The sequence below is a fragment of the Burkholderia singularis genome (assembly GCF_001718875.1).
Taxonomy (GTDB): domain Bacteria; phylum Pseudomonadota; class Gammaproteobacteria; order Burkholderiales; family Burkholderiaceae; genus Burkholderia; species Burkholderia singularis.
Window position 1 is genome coordinate 2,932,369 of sequence record NZ_CP013448.1, and the last position, 14,551, is coordinate 2,946,919.

Consider the following 14,551-nt stretch of genomic DNA (forward strand, 5'->3'; position numbering starts at 1 on the left):
AAGCGGCGCCCGACCGTCAGCGGTCGATTTCGCCGAACACGATGTCCTGCGTCCCGATGATCGTGACGGCGTCGGCAATCATGTGCCCGCGCGCCATTTCGTCGAGTGCGGACAGATGCGCATAGCCCGGCGCGCGGATCTTGAGGCGATACGGCTTGTTCGCCCCGTCCGACACGAGATAAATGCCGAACTCGCCCTTCGGATGCTCGACGGCCGCATACGCCTCGCCTTCGGGCACGTGAAAACCTTCGGTGAAGAGCTTGAAATGGTGGATCAGATCCTCCATGTTCGATTTCATGCCAACACGCGACGGCGGTGCAACCTTGTGATTGTCGATGATGACGGGACCGGGATTCTTACGCAGCCACTCAATACATTGTTTCGCGATGCGGGTGGACTGACGCATTTCCTCGACGCGCACCAAATAACGATCGTAGCAATCGCCGTTCACGCCGACGGGAATGTCGAAGTCGAGGCGGTCGTACACTTCATACGGCTGCTTCTTGCGCAAATCCCATGCGATACCCGAGCCTCGAATCATCGGCCCTGTCAGACCGAGCTGCAACGCGCGCTCCGGGCTCACGACGCCAATGCCGACGAGACGCTGCTTCCAGATCCGGTTGTCGGTCAACAGCGTTTCGTATTCATCGACGCACTTCGGAAAGCGCGTGAAGAAATCGTCGATGAAGTCGAGCACCGAGCCGCTGCGCGCCTCGTTCATCTTCGCGAGCGCCTTCTCGTTGCGAATCTTGGACGCCTTGTATTGCGGCATTGCGTCAGGCAGATCGCGATAGACGCCGCCTGGGCGATAGTACGCCGCATGCATGCGCGCGCCCGACACCGCTTCGTACACGTCCATCAGATCCTCGCGCTCGCGGAACGCGTACAGGAACACCGCCATTGCGCCGACGTCGAGCGCGTGCGCGCCGATCCACATCAAGTGGTTCAGCACGCGCGTGATTTCGTCGAACAGCACGCGGATGTACTGCGCGCGCTCGGGCACCTCGATGCCGAGCAATTTCTCGATCGCGAGCACGTAGCCGTGTTCGTTGACCATCATCGACACATAGTCGAGACGGTCCATGTACGGCACCGATTGAATGAACGTCTTGTTTTCGGCGAGTTTTTCGGTCGCGCGATGCAGCAGGCCGATGTGCGGATCGGCACGCTGGATCACTTCGCCGTCGAGTTCGAGCACGAGGCGCAGCACACCGTGCGCGGCCGGATGCTGCGGCCCGAAATTGAGCGTGTAGTTCTTGATTTCAGCCATGACGCCCCCTTAATGTTTCAGACCGCCATAGCGATCCTCGCGGATCACGCGCGGCGTGATTTCGCGTGGCTCGATCGTCACCGGCTGATAGACGACACGCTTTTCTTGCGGGTCGTAGCGCATTTCGACATAGCCGGAAACCGGGAAATCCTTACGGAACGGATGGCCGATGAAACCGTAATCGGTCAGGATACGGCGCAGGTCCGGATGCCCTTCGAACACGATGCCGTAAAGATCGAACGCCTCGCGCTCATACCAGTTCGCCGAATTCCAGATGTCGACGACGGACGCGACGATCGGCAGATCGTCGTCGGGCGCGAACACGCGCACGCGCAAACGCCAATTATTCGCGACCGACAGCAGATGCAGCACGGCGGCAAAACGTGGGCCGTCGTAAGCGCCGTCGCCGTAGGTTTGATAATCGACGCCGCACAGGTCGATCAGTTGCTCGAAGCCGAGCGTGCGATCGTCGCGCAACTGCTTCGCGACTTCGAGATAATCGCTTGCCTTCACGACGAGCGTAAGCTCGCCGACCGCCTCTACGAGGCTTACCACGCGCGCGCCGATGGCGGCCTCGAGGTTCGCCTTCAGGGTCTCGATTTTGCTTGCCATGTTATGTGGGGATTCGATGCTTTATTGACGGGCGATGGTGCTCGTGCGGCGGATCTTCGCTTGCAACTGGATCACGCCATAAACGAGCGCCTCGGCGGTCGGCGGGCAACCCGGCACGTAGACATCGACAGGAACGATCCGATCGCAGCCGCGCACCACCGAATACGAGTAGTGGTAATAGCCGCCGCCGTTCGCGCACGAACCCATCGAAATCACCCAGCGCGGCTCGGCCATCTGGTCGTAGACCCGGCGCAGCGCGGGCGCCATCTTGTTGCAAAGCGTGCCCGCGACGATCATCACATCGGACTGACGCGGACTCGGGCGAAACACAACCCCGAACCGGTCGAGGTCGTAACGCGCGGCGCCCGCATGCATCATTTCCACCGCACAGCACGCGAGACCGAACGTCATGGGCCACAGCGAGCCGGTACGCGTCCAGTTGATCAGCTTGTCGGCCGTCGTGGTGACAAACCCTTCCTTCAAGACCCCTTCGATACTCATTTGCTATCCACTCCAGATAGGCGGCGACGCGTGGCCACCCATGCAAACCGGCGATTGACCGTCACTCCCAGTCCAGGCCGCCCTTTCTCCAGATGTAGGCGAAACCAAGCAGGAATTCGAGCAGGAAAATCATCATTGCGATGAAACCGGGCCAGCCGATTTCGCGCAGGGCAACACCCCACGGGAACAGGAACGCGGTTTCGAGATCGAAGATGATGAACAGAATCGCGACGAGGTAATAGCGCACGTCGAACTTCATGCGCGCATCCTCGAATGCTTCGAAGCCGCATTCATACGGCGAATTCTTATCGCTGTCGGGCTTGTTGGGACCGAGGATCTTGCCGATGCTGACCAGCGCTATACCTAAACCAGTGCCTACGAGGAGAAACAACAAGACGGGGTAATAGGCTGCGAGGTTCAAGGCTATCCTCTATTGGTTGGATCCGAGCGTTCCGGAGAATAACACCGATCCGGAAATCGGATCATTTCGGACTCCCGGCCAATCCAAGACAACCGCAAGGATACGCCGGAAATAAAAAATGCCAGCCCCACGAAGCGGCTGGCATTGAGCAACTTTGGTGCCGACGGCGAGACTCGAACTCGCACAGCTTTCGCCACTACCCCCTCAAGATAGCGTGTCTACCAATTTCACCACGTCGGCACTGCATGCAACCCGGGAAAAACTACATAACCCGCGAATCGCTTCAAGACTCAAATTCTAACCCGGTTCTTAGATTTGTTCAACGCACAAACCCGCATTTCTCGAAAATTTATTTCGGTACATCCTGGCCGGGCGCGGACGCCGCCGACACTGCCGCGGGTGCGGATGCCGCAGGCGCCTGCGATGCAGCAACCGCCGACGCGGGCGCCGTCGCCACCGCTCCCAGCACGCCGACTGACGGCGCCGATTTATACGAACCCAGGTAAGTCAGCGCGAGGGTCGCGACGAAGAAGATCGTTGCGAGAACGGCCGTCGTGCGCGACAGGAAATTTGCCGAACCCGTCGCACCGAACAAGCTGCCCGACGCGCCGCTGCCGAACGCCGCCCCCATGTCGGCCCCCTTGCCATGCTGCAGCAGCACGAGACCAATCACGCCCAGCGCGGACAGCAGCTGAACCACAATAATCAAAACTTTCAAAAACGGCATACACCCTCACCTATTGGTTGATACAGCCGGCGTCTTCGCCCGCTGCCCGATATCCCCGCACTTCGCGAGCGCTTACTGCGCGGCCCGGCAAATTGCCAGAAAATCTTCACTCTTCAACGACGCGCCGCCGATCAAGCCGCCATCAATATCCGGCTGCCCGAACAATTCGACCGCGTTATCGGGTTTCACGCTGCCGCCATACAGCAGCGACACCTGCGGCGCCCCCTTCTGCTCGAGCCGCGCGCGCAAGAACGCGTGCACCTGCTGCGCCTGCGCGGACGTCGCACTCTTGCCCGTGCCAATGGCCCACACCGGCTCATACGCGACGACGATACGTGCCGCATCTTGCGCCGACAGCACGGCGAGCACCGCATCGAGCTGCGTGCCGACGACCTGCTCGGTCGTCCCGGCTTCGCGCTCGGCAAGCGTCTCACCGACGCAAACGACAGGCGTCAGCCCCGCTGCGAGCGCGCGCTGCGTCTTGGCCGCGACCGTCTCGTTCGTTTCGCCGTGATACGCACGACGCTCCGAATGCCCGACGATCGCATAAGCCGCGCCAAACTCCGCGACCATCGCCGCCGCCACTTCACCTGTGTACGCGCCCTGTTCGTGCGCCGACACATCCTGAGCACCCCACGCTACGCGCCCGCCCGCCAGCAACGACTGTGCCTGCGCAAGATAGGGAAACGGCACGCACACGCCGACTTCGACGCCCTCGCGCACGGCCTGCGCCCCTTGAGCGACCTCGTTCAGCAATGCCTGGTTGCCGCTCAGACGGCCGTGCATCTTCCAGTTGCCGATCACTCGCTGAATTCTTTGTTTCGACATGGTTTGTCTCGTCGTGGACGCCCCGGAAAGGGCGTCGTGTTCATCTGGCTCTGGCGAAGCGAACCCGCAATTTTACTGCGGCGCTCAAGAACAGGTCAAACTGCCGATGTCAAGCATCGACGCTCAGATATCGCCGGTTACGGATTCGCACCCCAAGCGAGCACGATCTTGCCGACGTGCTCGCTACTTTCCATCAACGTATGCGCATCGGCCGCCTGCTCGGCCGGCAGCACGCGATAGATCACGGGCTTCACGCGGCCGTCGGCAACGAGCGGCCACACGCGCTCCTTCAATTGCGCGGCGATCCGCGCCTTGAACTCGACGGGACGCGGCCGCAGCGTCGAGCCCGTGACCGTCAGCCGGCGCCGCATGATCTCGGCGAGATTCATCTCGGCCCGCGCTCCGCCGATATGCGCGATCACCACCAGCCGTCCGCCGTCGGCGAGCGCCGTCAACTCGCGCGGCGCGTAGGCGCCCGCAACCATGTCGAGAATCACGTCGACGCCCCGATCGTGCGTCAGCGACTTCACGACGCCGACGAAATCCTCGCTCTTGTAGTTGATCGCCCGCTCGGCGCCGAGCTGCTCGCACGCGCGGCATTTGTCGTCGGTGCCCGCGGTGGCGAATACGCGAAAACCCAGCGCATGCGCGATTTGAATTGCCGCAACGCCGATGCCGCTCGAACCGCCCTGCACCAGCAGCGACTCCTGCGCGCCGCCCTCGCCCGCGCCAAGCTGGGCGCGGTCGAACACGTTGCTCCATACTGTAAAAAACGTCTCGGGCAGCGAAGCGGCCTCGACCTCGGTCAAGCCATCCGGCACCGGCAAACACTGCAGCAACGGCGCGGCCGCATATTGCGCATAGCCGCCGCCCGAGAGCAACGCGCAAACGCGGTCGCCAAGCTTCAGGCCGAACGGGTTCGACGCGGGATCGGAAAGATCGCCGCCGACGATCTCTCCCGCAACCTCGAGCCCCGGCAGATCCGATGCGCCAGGCGGCGGCGCGTACAAGCCCTTGCGCTGAAGCACGTCAGGACGATTGACGCCCGATGCCGCAACCTTGATCAGCACCTCGCCACGCTTGAGTTCCGGCTTCGGACGCTCGACCAGCCTCAGTACGTCGGGAGCACCGAACTCGGCGATTTCAATGGCTCTCATCTGTATGGCTCCAGGATCCAGGATCGAAATGAATGGGAGACGCCGACGACAGGCGATGCCGGAGCGGCGTCGAACGCGGCCCGATCCTACAGAAAAAACGGCCGGCGCGCTTCGCGCTGCCGGCCGTTGGTACCGCCTTACTTACTGCTGAGGAGGCACATCGGTTTGCTGGGCGGCCGCCTCATTCAGCAGCGCCTTCGCCGACAATCGCACACGGCCCTTCTCGTCCGTCTGGATCACCTTGACCTTCACCTGCTGGCCTTCCTTCAGGTAGTCGTTGATGTCCTTCACCCGCTCGTTGACGATTTCGGAGATGTGCAGCAGGCCATCCTTGCCCGGCAGCAGATTCACGATCGCGCCGAAATCGAGCAGCTTGAGCACCGAGCCCTCGTACACCTGGCCGACTTCGATCTCGGCCGTGATGTTCTCGATGCGCTTCTTCGCCTCGGCCATCCCTTCGCTGCTCGTGCTCGCGATCGTCACGACGCCGTCGTCCGAAATGTCGATCGTCGTGCCGGTTTCTTCCGTCAGCGCACGGATCACCGAGCCGCCCTTGCCGATCACGTCGCGGATCTTCTCCGGATTGATCTTGATCGTGATCATGCGCGGCGCGAATTCGGACAGTTGCGTGTTCGCCCCCGAGACCGATTCCTTCATCTTGCCGAGGATGTGCAGACGGCCTTCCTTCGCCTGCGCGAGCGCGACCTGCATGATTTCCTTCGTGATCCCCTGGATCTTGATGTCCATCTGCAACGCCGTCACGCCGTCGGCCGTGCCGGCCACCTTGAAGTCCATGTCGCCGAGGTGATCCTCGTCGCCGAGAATGTCGGTCAGCACCGCGAACTTGTTGCCTTCGAGGATCAGGCCCATCGCGATGCCCGCGACGTGCGCCTTCATCGGCACGCCGGCGTCCATCAGCGCGAGGCAGCCGCCGCACACCGATGCCATCGACGACGACCCGTTCGACTCGGTGATTTCCGACACGACGCGAATCGAATAGCCGAATTCGTCGGCGCTCGGCAGGCATGCGACGAGCGCACGCTTGGCAAGGCGCCCGTGGCCGATTTCGCGGCGCTTCGGCGAGCCGACGCGCCCCGTTTCGCCGGTCGCGAACGGCGGCATGTTGTAGTGGAGCATGAAGCGGTCACGGTACTCGCCTTCGAGCGCGTCGATGATCTGCTCGTCACCCTTCGTGCCGAGCGTCGCGACGACGAGCGCCTGCGTCTCGCCGCGCGTGAAAAGCGCCGAGCCGTGCGTGCGCGGCAGCACGCCCGTGCGGATCTCGATCGGGCGCACGGTACGCGTGTCGCGGCCGTCGATGCGCGGCTCGCCGTTCAGGATTTGCGAGCGGACGATCTTCGCCTCGAGATCGAACAGGATGTTGCCGACCGTTGCCGCATCGGCCGCTTCGGCGCTCGACGCCGCGGCTTCCTCGGCCAGCTTCGCGGTCGTGGCCGCGTAGATTTCCTTCAGCTTCGCCGAGCGCGCCTGCTTTTCGCGGGTCTGGTAGGCCGCTTGCAGATCGGCTTGCGCGAGTTCGGTCACGCGCGCGATCAGCGCTTCGTTCTTCGCAGCCGGCTGCCAGTCCCACTCGGGCTTGCCGCCCTCGCGCACTAGTTCGTGGATCGCATCGATCGCCGTCTGCATCTGCTCGTGACCGAACACGACCGCGCCGAGCATCACATCTTCCGGCAGCTGATCGGCTTCGGATTCGACCATCAGCACCGCGCGCTCGGTACCGGCGACGACGAGGTCGAGGCGCGACGATTTCAGCTGCTCGCGCGTCGGATTCAGCACGTACTGGTTATTGATATATGCGACGCGCGCCGCGCCGACCGGGCCGTTGAACGGCAGGCCCGACACCGCGAGCGCGGCCGACGCGCCGATCAGCGCGGGAATATCGGCCGGAACCTCCGGGTTCACGGACAACACATGAACCACGACCTGCACTTCGTTGTAGAAGCCTTCCGGGAACAACGGACGCAGCGGCCGGTCGATCAGGCGCGACGTCAGCGTCTCGTGCTCGGACGGACGGCCTTCGCGACGGAAGAAGCCGCCTGGAATCTTGCCGGCCGAATAGGTCTTTTCGATGTAGTCGACGGTCAGCGGAAAGAAATCCTGGCCCGGCTTCGCCGACTTCGCGCCGACGACGGTCGCGAGCACGACGGTATCCTCGACGTCGACGAGCACCGCACCGCTCGCCTGGCGCGCGATCTCGCCGGTTTCGAGGCGAACCTTGTGCTGGCCCCACTGGAATTCTTTCACCACCTTGTTGAACAGAGACATGGTCGCTCCTTTCGTTCGTTCATCAGATGCCGCGCCCGGACGAAGCCGGCACGGCAGCGGCGCGACCGGGCCACATGGGAAGAGGTGTGTTTTTTATGCCATTCCAGCGCAGTATTCGCCGCGTGCCGCCGCCGTCGAGCGAATCGCGAACAGCGCGCTGGAATGACACAAAGCTCAACCCGTGTGTGCCTGGCCGGTTGTGGGCTTCGATAGCCCGGCGGCACGCGCGATGCGCACCGCGAAAAAACAAAATGCCTGCATCAGCGCAACTGACACAGGCATCTTGCGAAGGCGAAAAGCGCCCCGTTTACTTACGCAGACCCAGCTTCTCGATCAGCGCGCGATAACGGTCGGCATCCTTGCCCTTGAGGTAGTCGAGCAGCTTGCGGCGGCGGCTCACCATGCGCAGCAGACCGCGGCGGCTATGGTGATCTTTCGCGTGGGTTTTGAAGTGACCCGTCAGTTCCGTGATGCGCGCCGTCAGGAGTGCGACCTGAACTTCGGGCGAGCCCGTATCGTTTGCGCCACGGGCGAACTGAGCAACAACTTCCGACTTCTTGATATCAGCAACAGACATTTGATTTCCTTTTCAACTGAACAGGCGGACACGGAAGAAAGGCCGTGCCGTGATTACAACGGCGCGCATTGTAACATAAGTCGCTCAGCCGGCGAATCCAACCCGGCAAGCCCGTTTCATACGGTCGGCCGCAAGCGCGGCAGCGGCAATGCCGGTATCGATTCTGCACGGATTGCCTGTCGCGCACCGGTTTTGCCGCCTTTGGCCCGCCCGCCTGCATGTTCGCCGCCCTTGGCGCATAACGTCGCGCCCGTCCAAGCCAGCTGCGACCCGCCTCTTCTCGCACGGCCCTCGCGAACGCGGGCTTGGGCAGCACATCGCGCGCCGAAACGCGACAGGTGAAGGCCGCCCGGCCGCCACGCAAACTTTTCCGTCCCCATTCTCGCGGTCAGGCAGCCAGCGTGATAAAACGTCTCCATCCGAGACCCATGGAGAAGAACCTATGTCAGCCCGTCTCCCGCTATTGTTCGTGTGCGCGGCGGCGTTGTTAGCCGGCTGCGCGCAGCCGTGGCAGCGCTTTCACGCGGGACAGGATTCGTCCGCGATCGTCGCGAGCCTGGGTCCGCCGCGCGAAATCTACGATCTGCCGAACGGCGGCAAGCGCCTGATGTGGCCGACGCAACCGATGGGCGAAGTCACCGTGGCCGCGGATATCGATGCCGCGAGCCGGATCGTCAACGTGCGGCAAGTGCTGCAACCGCTCGAGTTCTACCGCGCCGAAATCGGCACTTGGACCAAGACCGACGTGCTCGTGAATTTCGGCCGGCCGGTCGAAACCGCGTACTTTCCGCTGATGAAACGCGAAGTCTGGACGTACCGCTATCTCGAAGACAACGTCTGGTACATGCTCTACAACTTTTATTTCGACGACGCGGGCATCCTGCGCCTCACACAGAAAACGCCCGACCCGCTGCACGATCCGGATCGCCGCACGCTGTTCTGATTTTTATCCGGACGAAGAAAAACGCCGGCCGCGACGCAATCGGCGCGGCCGGCGGCGGTTCGCGGTTCGCGGTTCGCGGTTCAAGGCTCACGGGTCACGGGTCACGGGTCACGGGTCACGGGTCACGGGTCACGGGTCACGGGTCACTCAGCATCGTATCGGCCGCGCTACTTACCCGCTCAAGGCTCAAGGCGGCTTCGGAGCCGCACCCGTTCAAGCGGAATGCGGCCCACAACGCGTCAATCTCGAAAATACAGATTCAAACCGCGAACGGGCCTTCACGATGCGGCTAAGCCTGCTCGCTTAAGTGTAAGCGGATATACGGGCGCAGCCGCAGCCTACACGCCATGCCTGTCCGGCGGCTGCATGCGCAAACTCCACGCCTCGCCCCCAATTTCATCGCGTCGACGCGTCGAATATCAGACTGCCGCAGCCACGCCGACCACCTGCCCCTCAGCAGTAACTCCAGCTCACGTTGGCTCGCTCCCACTCTCTGGACGAACCGAACATCTTCCCGCACGGTGATACACCGCACCCATCGAATCGCCCTCGCGCAATATGACGCTTTTTTCATGAAATTTCTGTTCTTCGCGCTTCGGCAAATAAATTCTTTACCGCTCGTTTCTAATATTTTTGTCATCTTTTTTTAAATGACAAATACGCCGACCAACCAGTCAATTAATGCCCCAAAAAATGAAACTACCGTCTCTCAGCCAAGCTGCACGAGCCTGAGCGGCCATGTTCATTTTTAGTGCAGCATGCACCTGCTCCCAACATTCTCGATGGACCGGTGGTGCAGCCGCAACGTTCACAAAAATAAATTGCAACAGAATATTTCAAACCGAACTTCTGATTCGGGCCATCACCTAATATCGCAGTCACCAAGCTTTCAATTTAGAAAGACAGGCGTACCACGTCGAATGCAAGTTTGCGTCGCCGGACCACGTGTTCATGTATCTAGGAGTCCTCAATGAATCGCCCCAAAAGCATGCTCGTCGCCAATATCGCCTGGGCCCGCGAGACCGCCGAGCGTTCGCCCGCCTTCTTCGACTCGCTGTCGCGCGGCCAGAACCCCCGCGTGCTGTGGATCGGCTGCTCGGACAGCCGTGTGCCGGCGGAGACGATCACGCACAGCATGCCGGGCGAGCTGTTCGTACATCGAAACATCGCGAATCTGTTCCACCCCGACGATGACAACAGCGCGAGCGTGCTCGAGTACGCGGTGCGTGTGCTCAAGGTCGATCACGTGATCGTCTGCGGGCATTATGGCTGCGGCGGCGTGCGCGCGTCGCTGCTGCCGCCGTCGCCGGGGCTGCCGCACGTCAACCGCCGGATTGCGCCGCTTTGTGCGCTCGCCCGCCGTCATCACGCCGAACTAGACGGCGTGCCGCCCGACGAGGCCGCCGATCGGCTTGCCGAGCTCAATGTGATCGAGCAGGTCCGTCTGTTGTCGAACTCCCCGATCATCCGGGACGCCGATCCCGCGCCTCTCGTGCACGGCTGGATCTTTTCGCTCGCCGACGGCCGGCTCAAGGAACTCGCGTCCGGCTACTCGCCAGCAGCCGGCGTCGCGCCGCCGGCCGAGCGCGCCGAAACCGCCGCGGCCTGAGCGGGCACGAGCGCCAACACCGCGGCCGTCCGTGCCGCATCGCCCCTGGGCCCCATTACGTTTCCCGTTCACCATGAAGAATCTCAGTGCTTCGTTCTCCACATTTCCGCGCGACCTCGTCGCCGGCGTCGTCGTCTTCCTTGTCGCATTGCCGCTCTGCCTCGGGATCGCCAACGCGTCAGGCGTCGAGCCGTTCGCAGGGCTCGTGTCGGGCATCATCGCCGGCCTCATCGTTGCGATCCTGAGCGGCTCGCCGCTGTCCGTCAGCGGCCCGGCAGCCGGTCTCGTCGTGATCGTCGTCGAGGGGATCGCGCGGCTCGGCAACTTCGAGGCGTTCCTGCTCGCGGTGCTGCTGTCGGGCGTTCTGCAAATCGGCTTCGGGCTGCTGAAAGCGGGCCGCTTCGCCGCTTACGTGCCGTCGCCCGTCATCAAAGGGATGCTCGCCGCCATCGGGCTGCTGCTGATCATCAAGCAAGCGCCGTTCGCGCTCGGGCTGGCCGGTGACGGCAATGCGCCCGGCCATGCGGTATTCACGTCGAGCGCGATCGCGATCGCGTCGCTCGCGCTGCTTGCCGCGTGGGACACGCGCGCGATGCGCCGCTTCAAGTTTGTACGCGTCGTGCCCGCGCCGCTCATCGTCGTGCTGATCGGCATCGGCGTGACCGCCCTGCTCGGCTTCGTCGCACCGAACGCGGTACCGCCCGTCGAGCATCGCGTCGCATTGCCTGAACTCACGTCGTTTGCCGCGCTCAGCTCGGTGCTGCAAACCGCCGACTTCGGACCGAATTTCGCGCAACTGCTGAATCCGGACGTCTGGCGCGTCGCGATCACGCTCGCGGTGGTCGGCAGCCTCGAGACACTGCTGAGCCTCGAAGCGGTCGAGCAGATCGATCCGCAGCGCCGCCCGTCGCAGCCGAACCGCGAACTCAAGGCGCAGGGTGTCGGCAATTTCCTCGCCGGCATGGTGGGCGGCCTGCCGATCACGGCGGTCATCGTGCGCAGTTCGGTGAACGTGAATGCAGGCGGACAAAGCCGGATGTCGGCCATCGTGCATGGCGTGCTGCTGCTCGTCAGCGTGTTCGCGCTCACCGGCCTGCTGAATCTGATCCCGCTCGCGAGTCTCGCGGCGATCTTGATTCACACCGGCTTCAAGCTCGCGAAACCCGCGCTGTTCGCATCCGTCGCCAAACAAGGGCCCGGCGCGTTTGTGCCGTTCGCCGTGACGATTGCCGGCGTGCTCGCAATCGACTTGCTCGCCGGCATCGCGCTCGGCATCGCGTGCTGCGTGCTCGCGGTCGCGATCGCAAACCTGCGCAGCCCGGCGACGCTCGCGCAGCACGACGATCATTACCTGCTGACGTTCCGCAAGGACGTGTCGTTTCTCGGCAAGGTACGGATCAAGCAGTATCTCGCGCAGATTCCGGATCGCGCGGTCGTCATCATCGACGCCACCCGGGTCGATTACATCGACCATGACGTGCGCGAGATGATCGACGCGTTCGTCGAGGATGCACCGCGGCGCGCAATCACCGTCGACTACCGGCGCCAGGTCGAACACGCTCGCGAAAGCGGCATGCGCTGGTTCTTCCGCAGCCCGACGATGCAGTAAGCGCCGCCCCCTGAACGACGACGCCCCGCGCGGCCTGGCTGGCCGGCGGGGCGTTTTTCATGCGGCATGCGGCGGTGCAATCGGCTGATGCGCCGCCAGGCGTGCCGAATGCGTATCAAACTCGCATCACGCGCGCTGCGGATTGAGCTTGTCGTTCGAATGCAGCTTGTTCAGCGCCGCAATATACGCCTTCGCCGATGCCGCGACGATATCCGGATCGGTGCCGACGCCATTGACGATGCGCCCGCTCCTCGACAGCCGCACCGTCACCTCGCCTTGCGCCTGCGTGCCGGTTGTAATCGCGTTGACCGAGTACAGCAGCAGTTCCGCGCCGCTACCCACTTCGCTCTCGATCGCATTGAACGTCGCGTCGACGGGCCCGTTACCGTTGGCCTCGCCCTCTACTTGCACACCGCCCGCCGAGAATACGACCGTCGCCTGCGGCCGCTCGCCCGTCTGCGAGCGTTGCGACAGCGACACGAACCGGTAATGCTCGTGTTCGTGCGCCAGCGCCGACTCTTCCTCGGTGACGATCGCGATGATGTCTTCATCGAAGATTTCGGCCTTGCGATCGGCGAGATCCTTGAAGCGCGCGAACGCGGCGTTCAATTCGGCTTCGCTGTCGAGCGACACGCCGAGCTCCTGCAAACGCTGCTTGAACGCGTTGCGGCCCGACAGCTTGCCCAGCACGATCTTGTTCGCGGTCCAGCCGACGTCTTCCGCCCGCATGATTTCGTAGGTGTCGCGCGCCTTCAGCACGCCGTCCTGATGGATGCCCGACGCATGCGCGAATGCGTTCGCGCCGACCACCGCCTTGTTCGGCTGCACGACGAAGCCCGTGATCTGCGATACGAGCTTCGACGCCGGCACGATCTGCGTCGTGTCGATGCCCAGGTCGAGCCCGAAGTAGTCCTTGCGGGTTCTCACCGCCATCACGATCTCCTCGAGCGACGTATTGCCCGCGCGCTCGCCGAGACCGTTGATCGTGCACTCCACCTGCCGCGCGCCGCCGATCTTCACGCCGGCAAGCGAGTTCGCGACCGCCATGCCCAGATCGTTATGACAATGCACCGAGAAAACCGCCTTGTCCGAATTCGGGATGCGCTCGCGCAGCGTCTTCACGAGGTTGCCGTACAGTTCCGGCACGCCGTAGCCGACCGTATCGGCGATATTGATCGTCGTCGCACCCTCGTCGATCACCGCCTCCAGCACGCGGCAGAGGAAATCCATGTCCGAGCGGCTGCCGTCCTCGGGCGAAAATTCGATGTTGTCGGTGAACTTGCGCGCGAAACGCACGGCGAGACGCGCCTGCTCGAACACCTGATCGGGCGTCATCCGCAGCTTCTTCTCCATGTGCAGCGGCGACGTCGCGATGAACGTATGGATCCGGAAGCTGTTGGCGGGCTTGAGCGCATCCGCCGCGCGCTGAATGTCTTTGTCGTTTGCGCGCGCGAGCGAGCAGATCGTGCTGTCTTTGACCTGCTGCGCGATCGTGTGGATCGCGTCGAAATCGCCATTCGAGCTGGCGGCAAAGCCGGCCTCGATCACGTCGACCTTCATTCGCTCGAGTTGCTTCGCGATGCGGATTTTCTCTTCCTTCGTCATCGACGCGCCGGGCGACTGCTCGCCGTCACGCAACGTCGTGTCGAAAATGATCAGCTTGTCTGTCATGGGGGACTCCAGGTTTCGAATGGGGCAATACACGTGATGAAGCTCGCGCCACCGCAGGCGACACTGGAACAGCAGACGAAGCTCGACGGAGGGCGAAAACGGTCAGCGCGACGGGCGCGCTAGAGCTAGCGCACGTAGCGGCGCGCCGGCTAGAAGAAGAGAAAGGCGGGAGGATGCGGTCATGCTGGCGACTATAGCGGCATTCCGGGTCGCGCGCAATCGGCGGCTTCCCCACGCGCCCGCCGCGCGCCGCGGCACGGTTTTGCCCTGGACGGGCGTCGGCGCAAAGCCGGGAACGGCATGCGCCGCGCGGGAAAAACCACCGCTGCGGCCCGCCAAA

Annotated in this window: 13 protein-coding genes and 1 tRNA gene; 3 read left to right on the forward strand and 11 right to left on the reverse strand. The window is 63.0% G+C overall.

Annotation, left to right across the window (positions count from 1 at the left end; translation table 11 throughout):
• Positions 1–16: 16 nt before the first annotated feature.
• The 10 genes from AQ611_RS12960 to rpsO form a co-directional block, all read right to left on the reverse strand.
• A complete protein-coding gene (locus AQ611_RS12960) occupies positions 17–1,270 on the reverse strand; it encodes an NADH-quinone oxidoreductase subunit D (protein ID WP_059513187.1) in 1,254 nt (417 codons plus the stop codon).
• 9 nt (positions 1,271–1,279) lie between these two features.
• The gene (locus tag AQ611_RS12965; RefSeq protein WP_059513185.1) at positions 1,280–1,882 is read right to left on the reverse strand and encodes an NADH-quinone oxidoreductase subunit C; all 603 of its coding nucleotides are present in this window, start codon (positions 1,880–1,882) and stop codon (positions 1,280–1,282) included.
• A gap of 21 nt (positions 1,883–1,903) precedes the next feature.
• A complete protein-coding gene (locus tag AQ611_RS12970) occupies positions 1,904–2,383 on the reverse strand; it encodes a NuoB/complex I 20 kDa subunit family protein (protein ID WP_004186402.1) in 480 nt (159 codons plus the stop codon).
• Positions 2,384–2,444: 61 nt separating this feature from the next.
• Positions 2,445–2,804, reverse strand: a complete 360-nt coding sequence (locus AQ611_RS12975) for an NADH-quinone oxidoreductase subunit A (protein ID WP_059513183.1) — start codon at positions 2,802–2,804, stop codon at positions 2,445–2,447.
• A 155-nt stretch (positions 2,805–2,959) separates the two neighbouring features.
• Positions 2,960–3,044 (reverse strand) — tRNA-Leu (locus AQ611_RS12980).
• A gap of 109 nt (positions 3,045–3,153) precedes the next feature.
• Complete coding sequence (gene secG / locus AQ611_RS12985; protein WP_059513181.1) at positions 3,154–3,531, reverse strand: preprotein translocase subunit SecG; 378 nt, start codon at positions 3,529–3,531, stop codon at positions 3,154–3,156.
• A 72-nt stretch (positions 3,532–3,603) separates the two neighbouring features.
• Positions 3,604–4,359 (reverse strand): triose-phosphate isomerase, encoded by a 756-nt coding sequence (gene tpiA / locus AQ611_RS12990; RefSeq protein WP_059513179.1) that lies wholly within the window; start codon positions 4,357–4,359, stop codon positions 3,604–3,606.
• 137 nt (positions 4,360–4,496) lie between these two features.
• The gene (locus AQ611_RS12995; RefSeq protein ID WP_069234754.1) at positions 4,497–5,516 is read right to left on the reverse strand and encodes an NAD(P)H-quinone oxidoreductase; all 1,020 of its coding nucleotides are present in this window, start codon (positions 5,514–5,516) and stop codon (positions 4,497–4,499) included.
• 141 nt (positions 5,517–5,657) lie between these two features.
• Positions 5,658–7,802 carry a polyribonucleotide nucleotidyltransferase gene (gene pnp / locus AQ611_RS13000; protein ID WP_069234755.1) on the reverse strand — a complete coding sequence of 715 codons (2,145 nt, stop codon included), beginning with the start codon at positions 7,800–7,802 and terminating at the stop codon, positions 5,658–5,660.
• Between the two features lie 307 nt (positions 7,803–8,109).
• Positions 8,110–8,379 (reverse strand): 30S ribosomal protein S15, encoded by a 270-nt coding sequence (rpsO, locus tag AQ611_RS13005; protein ID WP_004185828.1) that lies wholly within the window; start codon positions 8,377–8,379, stop codon positions 8,110–8,112.
• A 442-nt stretch (positions 8,380–8,821) separates the two neighbouring features.
• Between rpsO and AQ611_RS13010 the strand changes: the two genes are divergently transcribed.
• The 3 genes from AQ611_RS13010 to AQ611_RS13020 all read left to right on the forward strand — a co-directional run bounded on the left by AQ611_RS13010 (position 8,822) and on the right by AQ611_RS13020 (position 12,540).
• Positions 8,822–9,322, forward strand: a complete 501-nt coding sequence (locus AQ611_RS13010) for a hypothetical protein (RefSeq protein WP_059569261.1) — start codon at positions 8,822–8,824, stop codon at positions 9,320–9,322.
• A 970-nt stretch (positions 9,323–10,292) separates the two neighbouring features.
• Complete coding sequence (locus AQ611_RS13015; RefSeq protein ID WP_069234756.1) at positions 10,293–10,931, forward strand: carbonic anhydrase; 639 nt, start codon at positions 10,293–10,295, stop codon at positions 10,929–10,931.
• Between the two features lie 73 nt (positions 10,932–11,004).
• The gene (locus AQ611_RS13020) at positions 11,005–12,540 is read left to right on the forward strand and encodes a SulP family inorganic anion transporter (RefSeq protein WP_069234757.1); all 1,536 of its coding nucleotides are present in this window, start codon (positions 11,005–11,007) and stop codon (positions 12,538–12,540) included.
• Between the two features lie 126 nt (positions 12,541–12,666).
• On the opposite strand, the gene AQ611_RS13025 is transcribed toward AQ611_RS13020, so the two are convergent.
• Complete coding sequence (locus tag AQ611_RS13025) at positions 12,667–14,211, reverse strand: 2-isopropylmalate synthase (RefSeq protein WP_059513167.1); 1,545 nt, start codon at positions 14,209–14,211, stop codon at positions 12,667–12,669.
• Between the last annotated feature and the right edge of the window lie 340 nt (positions 14,212–14,551).